The sequence below is a fragment of the Mesorhizobium sp. 1M-11 genome (assembly GCF_001303895.1).
GTDB lineage: Bacteria > Pseudomonadota > Alphaproteobacteria > Rhizobiales > Rhizobiaceae > Mesorhizobium.
In genome coordinates this window covers 98,135-109,510 of sequence record NZ_LJSD01000032.1, presented here as the reverse complement: position 1 = coordinate 109,510, position 11,376 = coordinate 98,135, and the positions used below count along the sequence as shown (strand labels likewise).

Here is an 11,376-nt window from a genome sequence, read left to right as displayed (position 1 = left end):
TTGGGGGAGTAGGGCAGTAAGGTTGGGCAGCTACTGCCTTGTTCCCTTACTGCCCCACTGCCGTTCCCTTTAGAACAACCCTTCGATCTGGCCCTGATCGTTGAGGAAGATCTTCTCCGACGATGGCTTGGAGGGCAGGCCGGGCATGGTCATGACCTCGCCGCAGATGATGACGACGAAGCCGGCACCGGCGGCAAGGCGTACCTCGCGCACCGGAACCGTGTGGCCGGTGGGCGCACCACGCAGGTTCGGATCGGTCGAGAAGGAATATTGCGTCTTGGCCATGCACACCGGCAGGTGGCCGTAGCCGGCCTGTTCCCACTGGTGCAGCTGGTCGCGGATCGACTTGTCGGCAATCGCCTCGTCGCCGCGATAGATGCGCTTGACGATGGTGTTGATCTTCTCGAACAGCGGCATCTCGTCGGGATAAAGCGGCGAGAACTGCGAGGCACCGCTCTCTGCGATCTTCACCACCTTGTGGGCAAGCTCCTCGATGCCGGCCGAACCTTGTGCCCAGTGCTTGCACAGGATCGCTTCGGCACCTTGCGCTGCCACGAAGTCCTTCATCGCCTTGATCTCGGCGTCGGTGTCGGAGACGAAGTGGTTGATGGCAACCACCGCCGGCACGCCGAACTGCTTCACGTTCTCGATGTGGCGGCCGAGATTGGCGCAGCCCTTCTTCACCGCCTCGATGTTCTCCTGGCCAAGGTCGTCCTTCTTGACCCCGCCATTCATCTTCATGGCGCGCACGGTGGCGACGATGACGGCAGCGGCCGGCTTCAGGCCCGCCTTGCGGCACTTGATGTCGAAGAACTTCTCGGCACCGAGATCGGCGCCGAAACCGGCTTCGGTCACCACATAGTCGGCCAGCTTCAAGGCCGTGGTGGTGGCGACCACCGAGTTGCAGCCATGTGCGATGTTGGCGAAGGGACCGCCATGCACGAAGGCAGGGTTGTTCTCCAGCGTCTGCACCAGGTTGGGCTGGATGGCATCCTTGAGCAGCACCGCCATGGCGCCGTCGGCCTTCAGGTCGCGGGCATAGACCGGGCTCTTGTCGCGGCGATAGGCCACGATGATGTCGCCGAGGCGCTTTTCCAGATCCTTCAGGTCGGTGGCCAGGCACAGGATCGCCATCACCTCGGAGGCGACGGTGATGTCGAAGCCAGCCTCGCGCGGGAAGCCGTTGGCGACGCCGCCCAGCGAGACGTTGATCTGGCGCAGCGCCCGGTCGTTCATGTCCATGACACGGCGCCAGGCGACGCGGCGGATGTCGATGCCGAGTTCATTGCCCCAGTAGATGTGGTTGTCGATCAGGGCCGACAGAAGGTTGTGGGCGGTGGTGATGGCGTGGAAGTCGCCGGTGAAGTGCAGGTTCATGTCTTCCATCGGCACGACCTGGGCATACCCGCCGCCGGCGGCACCACCCTTGACGCCGAAATTGGGTCCAAGCGATGCCTCGCGGATGCACACCACCGCCTTCTTGCCGATGCGGTTGAGGCCATCACCGAGACCGACGGTGGTGGTGGTCTTGCCTTCGCCGGCCGGTGTCGGGTTGATGGCGGTGACCAGGATCAGCTTGCCGTCCTTGTTACCCTTCACCGACTTGATGAACTCGGCCGAGACCTTCGCCTTGTCATGGCCGTAGGGCAGCAGATGCTCGTTGGGAATGCCGATCTTTTCCCCGATCGCCTGGATCGGCTGCTTCTTCGCGCCACGCGCGATCTCAATGTCACTCTTGTACTCGGCCATGTAAGGTGATCTCCCAAATCGTCAGGTGGCAGGCGCGGCATTCGCCGGCCGGTGTCGTGCGGCATAGAAGCCGAGTGTGGGCTGGTTTCGCCGTCTCAAAACAGCCGCGCAATACGCGAAATGCGACAGGGTCGTCCGAAGCGAATAGCGAATGGTGAGTAGCGAATAGAGGAAGGCATTGTCGTATCCGCAGGCCAGGTTGCGACATAACCACAACCGGCTAATTTCATTCGCTATTCGCTATTATTGCGCCAGCACGTTGCTGATCTCGACCAGGTTGGAGCGAACGCGCAGAACATAGAAGCCCATCGTGGTCAGATGCGTGGCGAAAATTCCGGTTTCATCGCTGTTGGCGACAAGCCAGGGCTGGATGCGCAGCGCTGAGACGAACTGGGCATCCATCGTATCCCAAAGGCTCTTCAGATTCTTCTGCTTGAGCACGTCCTCGTAGTCGGCTTGCGCTCCCTTCATCAACCCATAGTAAGCGTAGAGCTGGCCATAGGCGAACCAGAAGCGATCGTCGGCGCGTGGGTCGAAGAAACCGTAGTTGTAGTTTTCGGCTCGGTCCTTCAGGATCGCCGATGTCGAACCGATGTCGGAGGCGATACGGTCGATATATTGCTTGAGATTGTCGGCGCGGGCATCGAAGACCGCCTGGCAGTTGGCAAGCTTGGTATTGAATGCCCGCAGCTTCTTGATGGCATCGCGGTAATAGCTCGGCGTCGGCGTCTTGGGGCCGAATGGGCTGAGCCCGAAGTACCAAGTGTATTCGTCGAATTGCAAATCGCCACGCGCGTCCTGCAGATCGCTGTCGATCTGCGAGGTTGTACGCACGCGGCCCATGTTGTCGGCGAGTTCGGTGGCCGTACGTCGTGCCGCCTGGTTGATGCCGCGCTGGAACGAGGCTTTGTTGTCCATGAACGGCGTCTTGTCCCAGTCGAGGCCGAAAAGGCCGACCTTGTAAAGGATCATCGACGAGATCCAGGCGTTCTGGTTCACATTGAAGTCGGTCAGGTCGGCAGTAACGTCGGCGATGGCGGAACGACCGCACGATCTGGTCGTGTCGGTGCCGCCGCCAGCCGTCACCTGTTCGCCTGCAGAGACGTTGCGGCTCTCGAACTTGTATTTGTCGACATAGTTCGGGTCGAAATTGTTCCACCACTGCGTTGCGTAGAAGAAGTTGCCATAGAGGGCGAGGAGGATGAGCAGGCCGACGCCCACCAGCGACTTCAGGATCCAGCCGCGCTGAAAATACCAGCGGCCGACCCACATGAAGGGCCACAGGACGATACCGATCAGCAGGCCGATACCACGGCCGATCCACTGGAATATCCGGGTGATGAAATTCACGATCGGATCAAGCATGCGGTGGCACCCCCAATAGCATGATCCCGAAAAGTTGAAGACTTTTCGGAAAAGATCATGCGGCAAAACAAAAAGTTAGATCAGGATGACAATTCAACCAAACATCATCCTGATCTAGTCGGTCAGGCCATAGAGGCGGTTCCTGAATGCCTCCTTGTCCCTGAGATATGTGGTTTTCAGGACGTCGACAACATGCGATCGCCAGGCCTCGCTGAAGCCTTCATAGTCCTTGTAGAAACCTTGCTTGTTGAAGACGTAACGGGAAACGAAGTCCGACGGCACAAAATCCGAGATTAGCCGATTGGTCAGCCAAGCATCGGGATGCTTTGGCCTTGCGCGCACCACCAGGAAACGCTGCCTGGGCAGCACATCCTCGATCTTCAACTGGCCGAGCTGGCCGACCTCGCGCTTGGCGGCATTCAGGAAGGGAAAGTCGCCGTCACGATTGATCGCGGAAGCATTGTTGTGGATCCAGGTCTGCAGCCAGACCTTGTCGACACCGGAGAGGTTACGATCCGGGTCGGACTGCCAGATCAGGTTGCGCACCACCATTTCGGCGCGGTGTTCGAGATAGCCGGAGCTTTCGATCCACGAGGCGCGCGGCAGTTCGATGCGGCCGCTGCTGGCCAGAAAGCGGAAGACGGCATCGGCATCCTTGATCGACAGGTAGCTGACCTGCCACGGCCGTGAACGCCGAAAACCCGGGGCTGCCGGATCGCCGATGACGGTGGTCACATCCGGGTCGACGAAAACGTACAGTCCGCCGAAATGGCTCGTCCAATAGGCGTTGTGGCGGAAAATGACCTGGTCGGGCACCAACGCATTTTCGCGGATGTCGCCGGTGACCTTGGCGAGTTCCACCATGCGCTCAAGCATCTTGTTGTCGCGCCAGGCGTCGGGCTCCTGCTTCAGCCGATCGACCAGCGTGCCAAGTTCCGATGCCTTGCCGAGGACGTCCTCGGCAGAGAGGACGCGGAACTCCACCTGGTTGATGGAGAGCAAATCCTCTATGTCACCCACCGTCGATACCGAATCCTCGATCTCGCCATAGATGACATCCTTGATGGTCAGCGCGTCTATGGCGCGGCTGTTCTTCGACATGAACTCGAACATCAGCTGCGAGGTGTTCGAGAAAGCCGTATGCACGACGGGCAGGTCGATCTGGGCAGGCGTCAGGATGATGAACCGGCGGTTGATGCCATTGGGGTCGAGATAGTCGTAGTCGCCGCATTCCTCAGCAATCTCGGGCGAGAAACCGGTGCGGTCGACGTGAAAGCTTTTCCGCCTGGTCGGTTTGAACCCGAACGCCTTCAGCGCCTTGTTGTAGCGGTCGATGAGATGCGGCTCATCGATCGGCAGCAGGCGGCCGTAAATGAGCTCGTTGTCGCGCAGAAGGTCCATTACGCGTTCCACAGCCCCTTCTTCTTCAATTCCTCCATCTCCCTGGCTGCGCGTTCGCGCAAGCGGGCATCGCGTAGAAGCTTGTCGACCGCGGCATCATCGGACTTGTCTGCATAGCGGAATTCGGAATCGGCGTAGCGGTTGATCTCCTGCATGACTATGCCCATGTCGAACGGGCCGCGCAGTTCCTCGATCATCGCCTTCTTGTCATCGTAGCTCTTGTGCATGAAGGCTTCCGGCTTTTCGAACCATTCATCCGGCAGTTCGATATCCATCGCACGCATCTTGATGGCGTCGGTGACGTTCTTGATGGCGCGGCCGGTGAAGCGGGGCTCGGCTTCCTTGATCAGGTGCAGATAGGTGCCGACATCTTCCAGCGTTTTCGGCTGGCCGCTTTCCTTGATGAAGCGCTCATAGACCTTCATCAATCCCTCTTCATGCGGCTTGTCGTGACCTTCGTAGGCCTCCATCACGGCGCGCTGGATTTCCTGAGCGGCATAGAGATCATGCTCGCCGAGAGGGATCTTGTGGTTCTTGCCGGCAAGCAGCACGAAGATGTCGATGTAGTCGTCGCGTGTCTGGGGGCCGTCGACCAGCCAACGAGCGCCGGCGCGCTGACGCAGTGCGTCGTCGACATTTTCGGGATAGTTGGAAAACATGCCGAAGGCACAGTTGCCGCGCACCACCGTGCCCGCGCCGGCGAACGCGTCCATCAAGACACCGGTGATCTCCTGCTGGCCGGCCGAGGCACGGTCGTCGGAACGCTTGGCCGCCACCTGATCGATGTCGTCGATGGTGCCGAAGCCGATCGCACGCGGATTGAGCACATTGTTGATGAATTGCCGGCAGTTCTGGCCGGACTTGCCTTGATAGGACGAGATCTGGTCGACGCCGAAATTCTCGTAGGCGAAAGGATAGCCGGCGACCTTGCAATAGTCGTTGACCAGGCCGGCGATCATCTGGATCAGCGTCGTCTTGCCGGTGCCAGGCGCGCCGTCGCCGATGAAGGTGAACAGGAAACCGCCAAGTTCGACAAACGGGTTCAACTCCCGGTCGAAGTCGTAGGCCATCAGCATCTTGGCCAGCTTCACCGACTGGTATTTGGCGATGTGATTGCCGACGACCTCGTCCGGCTTCTTGAAGGTCATCACCAGCGGCTTGGATTTCTTGCCGGGCGCGACATCGAAGCCGTCGAGAGTGAAGTCGTCGGCGTCGATGCGGATATGCGCATTCTCGAAGGCGCCAAGACCGTCGAAGCGGCCCTTGCGCGTCAGCAGACCGTCGATGGCAACGCGAGCGAAACTCTTCGCACGCGTCAGCAGATCGGCATCGTCCTTGGTGCCAGCGAGGGCCTTGTCGAGACCTGAAACGAGAGACTTCACCGCATCCTGCGGCGTGTCGAACAGGAAGTCAGGCTCGGCAATGTCATTCGGCGCTTCGCCGTCGCTGTCTATGAGCTGAGCCAGATAGGAGGCAAGCGTGAAGGCAGCGACATAGGCTGAAGCGGAAAGCAGTTTCTTGAATTGTGCGGCCTGGTCGCCCCCGAGTGGCGAGCGCGCGTTCTGCGACTGCAGGCTTTCAAGATCGGTCGACCGCGAGAATACATCCGACACGGCCAGCGCCACGGCAATGCCGCGCCGCGCGCGATACAGCAGCGTGTGCTGCGGGATCGACATCAACTGGTCGTCCGGCCGTGTGGAGGCAATCGTCTTCTGCAGCTCGACCTCTCGCGTCTTGCGCAATGATCCGGTCGAAACGGTGGAGACGAAGCGTCGGCCCGTGCCGGCAAGCGCAGTACCGGATTCGCCGGACGAATCCTCCAGCACGACGACACGGGTGATGAAGCTCTGCGCGGTGGCGCGGTGCTTTTCGATATCGGCCTCGGGAATGGTGGTCAGCCCGGTGTCCATTCGGTCCCTCGTTACGCAGTCTCGGTCAGGCTCGTTGTTTTGTCGGATAATCCTGGTCCGAAAAGTCTGCAACTTTTTGCATCGCTGACTTTCGGTTCGGGATCACGCGTCAGACGTCCGAAATCACCCGTCCGCCGGACAGGATGTGCACCTTGTAGCCGTTGAATATCTTCTGGGTTTCGCCTGCGGCGTAGAGCGCCTGATAGGCTTCGTGCGGCACAAGCGCGTGGTTCTCAAAACTCGAAACGCCCTGGCGCGTCGCCTCGAGATCGTCGGTGTTGATGAAGAATTCCTGCGTTGTCTTTTCGCTGGAGAAAAGGCCGCGCCGACCTGGCTTTTCGCCCTTCGAATAGACTTCCTGGATGGTCCAGGTGAGTAGCCAGGCGTTCTCCGGTTTGCGCACCTTGGCCAGCACCTCGGTCACCGTCGAATTGTTGTCGGTGATGCCTGCCGAATAGAAGGGACCGAGAACCACGCGCCGCAATTGCTTGGGATGCAGTGGCTCGAAATCCTTGTCGAGGTTGACCGCGATGGTCAGCGGAGACAGCGAGTAGGACGAGTTCTTTTCTGTGAAATCATCGAAACGGCGGGCAAGATCAGGGTTCAGCAGACCGTCAACCGGCAGCGGGATCTCGACATCCGCGTTTAGGCGACCATCCTTGCCGACCAATTGGCGCACGATGTTGTCGGAGGAATCCTCCACCGTCACCATATAGACCAGCGGCAGGTTGGCGGTGCCGTCGAAGCTTGCCCAATGGACGAGATAATAGGGTAAGCCGGATTTCGGATTGACCGAAACCTTGGCGGTCTGCGCCAGCGTGAACGGGCCGAAGGTTTCGCCGCCCTTGATATCTTCCAGGTAGAGCCGCTCTGCCATCGACTTCTGCAGTGCGGTCGGGAATTCCTTGTGACGCAGGATGAAGTCGGCCATCTCGGCGCGCAGCTCGCGCGCCGAGGGAATGGTGGCCAGCCGGCTGTCGGCCTGCCGACGGTCATTTTCCAGCTCGAGCAGGTTCTGGAACGCCGGATAGCCGCTTTCGGCGCGGGAGATCTTGAATGTCTCCATGAAGCCGAGGCGGTTGCGCCAGCAGGTGAAGGACTTGTCGAGTCGGCTGATATATTCCGCCACGATCTTTGCGACGATGCCATGCCGGTACAGCGGCGAGCGGTCGTCGCGCATGAAGATCTCGAGACCGGACAAGGCAGCCGTTATCGCCGAGAAGTAGCGTTCGGCCGCATCTGTTTCGATTGTCATGCTCCTGTTCCCTTCCATATGAAGGGAAAAAGCCAGCGGATGGGGTTACGAGAAGTCATCGATGGGTGCGAACAGTCCTGCCGTGGTCAGGACTGCACATAGTTCGCTGAGTTGTGCTTCTTCATGACGTCGTCGAAACGGCGTGCGAACGCATCGTCGGCCAGCTTCTTGCGGCGCTGAATATCGGCAGTCGCCACCATGTTCTTCTCGTGCATTTCGAGCAGGTCGCCGATGTGTTTCTGGGCTGCGGCACCAATGCCGGCCATTGTTTCCTCGGCCGTGGTGTCCACCTGCGAGCCCAGCGTGTTGATCTTGTGCGCGACATCCTGCTGGGCAGCCGTCTTCAACGAATCCTCGAGCGCCTTGTAAAGCACGATGCGCTGCTCGGTATCGATGGTCAGCTTGTTGATCAGCGTCGACTGTGCAGCGATCTGGTTGTTCAGCGAATCCACGAAGGTCTGGAACATGGAAGTATAGCGTTCCAGTGTCTGGCTGGCCGCCAGCAGTTCCTGCTCCTTCGCCTGACGCTCGTTGTATTCGGTGGCGAGCTTGGTGCGCTCGCTTTCCAGCGCGGTGCGCTCTTTCTGGCTGGTCGAGGCGGCGATCTTGTTTTCGATGTCCAGCAGCAGCGGGTTTACTTCCTGAATGCGCTTCTGCACGGCTTCAAGCTCAGCCATGGTCGCCTTGCGGCGTTCGATCACCTGCGAAAGGCTGGCCTCGGAGGTCTTGTAGCGCTGATCGAGCACTTCCTTCTGCGCCTTCAGGATGCCGACGATCGTATCCGACTTGGCCAGAAGCTCCTGCAGGTTGCCGGCGAGCGACATGTTGCGGACACGGTCGGTGCGCATGCGCTGCTTCTTCTGGGCCGAGAAGATACCGACGAAGTTTTCCCAGCCCGTGTAGTTCTTCATGCTCTCGAATTCGGAGCCGAAGACATTGGTTGCGTCCTCAAGGCCGATGATGAGGTCGGCGATGTTGGCCTCCATCGTCTTCTGCTGCTTGAGAACATCCTGGATGCGGGCATTCTCGATGTCGAAATTGGCATCGCCGATCTTCTGATCGGCCTTGGCGAGCGTGTCGAGCATGGTGCCGGACTGCTCGATCTTCGAACGCATGTCTTCGACGACCTGCCTGGTCTTGGCGATTTCAGTGTCGAAGTTTTGCAATGTCGCCATCAGATCCCCCTAGCGGTGGCAAACTCAACTGCGCGTGGCAGCTAACGGCGAATATATGTGGGGCGGTTGGCGATTGAAAGACGCATGCGTTGCTTTCGCCGCGGACATGATCACCCGCGGCGATGCTTGCGACGATAGCGCCTGGATTACGGTTTTGGGTCAGCTTTCAGATAGGCGATGACATTGGCGATTTCGGCATCGTCCTTCAGGCCTGTATAGGCCATCTTGTTTCCGGGCACTTTCTGTTTCGGGCTGCGCAGATATTCGGCAATCGAGTTTTCATCCCAGACGAGGCCGGCGGCACCGGCATCCTTCATGGCTTGCGAGTACTTCGCAAGATAGCTTGGTGCGGTGCCGGCGGTGCGGCCGACGACACCAAGCAGATGCGGTCCGAGCTTATCCTTTTCCGATGTGGCGTCGTGGCAGGCCATACACTTGTTGAAGACTTTCTTGCCGGCGACGGCGTCGCCGTCCGCGAGCGCGGGGAGGGCGATGAGCGTGGTGAGAATTGCAATGGCTGGGCCGAGTGCCTGGCGTTTCATGATTATTCCTCGGATCGATAGCGACGAGGGTCAACGTATCAGCAGCGGCTGGCGAAGGGCCATGGTACTCTTGGCCGCAGCGTGTAGCCCAATGTCGGCGAAGCCCGTCTCAAGGTCGCGTGAAACCGATGAAATCGTCCGGTTGGGCGCGGCCCATTTCCTCTTCCCAGTGACGGCGGCAGAGCGAAACATAGATGTCCTTGCCGATCGCCACCTGCTCGCCTTGTCTCGCGACCTTGCCGTCGGCGCCGAGACGCACAACCATCGTTGCCTTGCGTCCACAGCGGCAAATGGTTCGCACTTCACGCAGGTCGTCGGCGATGGCCAGCAGGGCGCGCGAACCGGTGAAAAGATTGCCCTGAAAGTCCGTACGCAGTCCGTAGCACATCACCGGAATGCCGAGCCGATCGGCAACGCGGGCGAGCTGCCACACCTGCTCCTCGTCCAGGAATTGCGCCTCGTCGACGAAGACGCAGTGTACCGTGGTGTGTTCGTGATGCTCCGCGATGCGGGCGTAGAGGTCGTCGCCGTCGCGAAACATCTCAGCCTCCGCTTCCAGGCCGATCCGCGAGGATATGAAGCCCGTGTCGCCCTTGCGATAGTGACCGGCCACGAACAGCATCGTGGTCATGCCGCTCTCGCGGTAGTTATACGAAGCCTGCAAGAGCATCGTGGTCTTGCCGGCGTTCATGGTTGCGTAGTTGAAATAGAGCTTGGCCATGACCCTTTATGCAGAAGTTGCGGGCGGCGGGGAGGGGCGCTTTCCGGCCTTCCACCAAAAAAGCTTGGCCGTGTCGCTGATCGGCCAATGCGCGCCGTCAATCGTATCTCCTGGTGCTTGAAACAACACAAGAATGGTGTTTGGCTGACATAACAAGGCCAGGCGCCGGATTCCGCTTCGCCAGACAAACACAATGGGAGAAAGTTCATGTCACGCATGAAGTCCATCATCGCAGGATTCAGCCTTGCGGCGTTCCTGTCCACCGGCGCGGCCTTCGCCGGCGACGCCGAAAGCTGCAAGAAGGTGCGTCTGTCGGATGTCGGCTGGACCGACATCCAGGCAACCACGGGTGTTGCCTCCGTGCTGCTCACCGCACTCGGCTACGAGCCGGAAGTCATTCAGCTTTCTGTGCCGGTCACCTACGCTTCGTTGAAAAACAAGGATCTCGACGTTTTCCTCGGCAACTGGATGCCGTCGATGACCAACGATATCAAGGATTACACCGCCGAAGGTTCGGTTGAGACCATTTCCGAGAACCTCTCGGGCGCCGGCTATGGCATCGTCGTACCCACCTATGTCGCCGACGGCGGCGTGAAAACGCTGACCGACCTCGGCAAGTTCAAGGACAAGTTCGAGGGTAAGATCTACGGCATCGAGGCCGGCAATGACGGTAACCGCATCATCCTCGACATGATCAAGAACCCCGCCACAAACCTGGAGGGTTTCGAACTGGTCGAATCCTCGGAGGCCGGCATGCTGACCCAGGCCGAGCAGTCGATGAAGGACAACAAGTGGATCGCCTTCCTTGGCTGGACGCCACACCCGGTGATGGGTGCGATGAAGATCACCTATCTCGACGGCATGGGTGATTCCGGCTTCGGCGCCGCAACGGTCTCGACCAATGTGCGCAAGGGCTATCTGCAGGAATGCCCGAATGTCGGCACCTTCATCAAGAACCTGAAGTTCAATCTGGATATGGAAGGCCAGATGATGGACGTGATCCTGAAAGGTACCGATGCCAACACGGCTGCGACCGACTGGCTGAAGAAAAACCCGGCCGCCGCTGCCCCGTGGCTTGCCGGCGTGACCACTTTCGATGGTGGTGATGCCGCCGCTGCCGTGAAGAGCGCGATCGGCGGCTGACAGCAATCGCCCCAGCGGGCGAGACGTCTAGGGCAGCCGCCCGTCGGGGGCTGCCCTTTTTCGTAGGCTGTGACAAGATAACGATGCTCCGTGGGTGGCGGACGCATGACGAGGG

Annotated in this window: 9 protein-coding genes; 1 reads left to right on the top strand and 8 read right to left on the bottom strand. The window is 59.6% G+C overall.

The features are described from left to right. Nucleotides 1-69 precede the first annotated feature (69 nt). The 8 genes from AO692_RS13720 to AO692_RS13685 all read right to left on the bottom strand — a co-directional run bounded on the left by AO692_RS13720 (nucleotide 70) and on the right by AO692_RS13685 (nucleotide 10,118). Nucleotides 70-1,749 carry a formate--tetrahydrofolate ligase gene (locus AO692_RS13720; protein ID WP_054308532.1) on the bottom strand — a complete coding sequence of 560 codons (1,680 nt, stop codon included), beginning with the start codon at nucleotides 1,747-1,749 and terminating at the stop codon, nucleotides 70-72. A 243-nt stretch (nucleotides 1,750-1,992) separates the two neighbouring features. Then, the gene (locus AO692_RS13715; protein ID WP_054310604.1) at nucleotides 1,993-3,114 is read right to left on the bottom strand and encodes a DUF2333 family protein; all 1,122 of its coding nucleotides are present in this window, start codon (nucleotides 3,112-3,114) and stop codon (nucleotides 1,993-1,995) included. Nucleotides 3,115-3,228: 114 nt separating this feature from the next. Beyond that, nucleotides 3,229-4,515: a DUF6638 family protein gene (locus AO692_RS13710; RefSeq protein ID WP_054310603.1), complete on the bottom strand. Its 1,287-nt coding sequence runs from the start codon at nucleotides 4,513-4,515 to the stop codon at nucleotides 3,229-3,231. Further along, complete coding sequence (locus tag AO692_RS13705) at nucleotides 4,515-6,425, bottom strand: AAA family ATPase (RefSeq protein ID WP_054310602.1); 1,911 nt, start codon at nucleotides 6,423-6,425, stop codon at nucleotides 4,515-4,517. The genes AO692_RS13710 and AO692_RS13705 overlap by 1 nt, the downstream gene beginning before the upstream one ends. Before the next feature lie 109 nt (nucleotides 6,426-6,534). Then, nucleotides 6,535-7,680: a hypothetical protein gene (locus AO692_RS13700; RefSeq protein ID WP_054310601.1), complete on the bottom strand. Its 1,146-nt coding sequence runs from the start codon at nucleotides 7,678-7,680 to the stop codon at nucleotides 6,535-6,537. Between the two features lie 86 nt (nucleotides 7,681-7,766). Beyond that, nucleotides 7,767-8,855, bottom strand: a complete 1,089-nt coding sequence (locus AO692_RS13695) for a hypothetical protein (protein WP_054310600.1) — start codon at nucleotides 8,853-8,855, stop codon at nucleotides 7,767-7,769. 146 nt (nucleotides 8,856-9,001) lie between these two features. Further along, a complete protein-coding gene (locus tag AO692_RS13690; protein ID WP_054310599.1) occupies nucleotides 9,002-9,397 on the bottom strand; it encodes a cytochrome c family protein in 396 nt (131 codons plus the stop codon). A 109-nt stretch (nucleotides 9,398-9,506) separates the two neighbouring features. Further along, nucleotides 9,507-10,118 carry a thymidine kinase gene (locus tag AO692_RS13685; RefSeq protein ID WP_054310598.1) on the bottom strand — a complete coding sequence of 204 codons (612 nt, stop codon included), beginning with the start codon at nucleotides 10,116-10,118 and terminating at the stop codon, nucleotides 9,507-9,509. 207 nt (nucleotides 10,119-10,325) lie between these two features. Here AO692_RS13685 and choX point away from each other — a divergent pair, with 207 nt between their 5' ends. Further along, nucleotides 10,326-11,261 carry a choline ABC transporter substrate-binding protein gene (choX, locus tag AO692_RS13680; RefSeq protein WP_054310597.1) on the top strand — a complete coding sequence of 312 codons (936 nt, stop codon included), beginning with the start codon at nucleotides 10,326-10,328 and terminating at the stop codon, nucleotides 11,259-11,261. The last annotated feature ends 115 nt before the right edge of the window (nucleotides 11,262-11,376 follow it).

Excerpts from the sequence above, each read along its gene's own strand:
- AO692_RS13690 (WP_054310599.1), bottom strand. The coding sequence starts at position 9,397 with ATGAAACGCCAGGCACTCGGCCCAGCCATTGCAATTCTCACCACGCTC.
- AO692_RS13710 (WP_054310603.1), bottom strand. The coding sequence starts at position 4,515 with ATGGACCTTCTGCGCGACAACGAGCTCATTTACGGCCGCCTGCTGCCG.
- AO692_RS13695 (WP_054310600.1), bottom strand. The coding sequence starts at position 8,855 with ATGGCGACATTGCAAAACTTCGACACTGAAATCGCCAAGACCAGGCAG.
- AO692_RS13705 (WP_054310602.1), bottom strand. The coding sequence starts at position 6,425 with ATGGACACCGGGCTGACCACCATTCCCGAGGCCGATATCGAAAAGCAC.
- AO692_RS13700 (WP_054310601.1), bottom strand. The coding sequence starts at position 7,680 with ATGACAATCGAAACAGATGCGGCCGAACGCTACTTCTCGGCGATAACG.
- AO692_RS13685 (WP_054310598.1), bottom strand. The coding sequence starts at position 10,118 with ATGGCCAAGCTCTATTTCAACTACGCAACCATGAACGCCGGCAAGACC.
- choX (WP_054310597.1), top strand. The coding sequence starts at position 10,326 with ATGTCACGCATGAAGTCCATCATCGCAGGATTCAGCCTTGCGGCGTTC.
- AO692_RS13715 (WP_054310604.1), bottom strand. The coding sequence starts at position 3,114 with ATGCTTGATCCGATCGTGAATTTCATCACCCGGATATTCCAGTGGATC.
- AO692_RS13720 (WP_054308532.1), bottom strand. The coding sequence starts at position 1,749 with ATGGCCGAGTACAAGAGTGACATTGAGATCGCGCGTGGCGCGAAGAAG.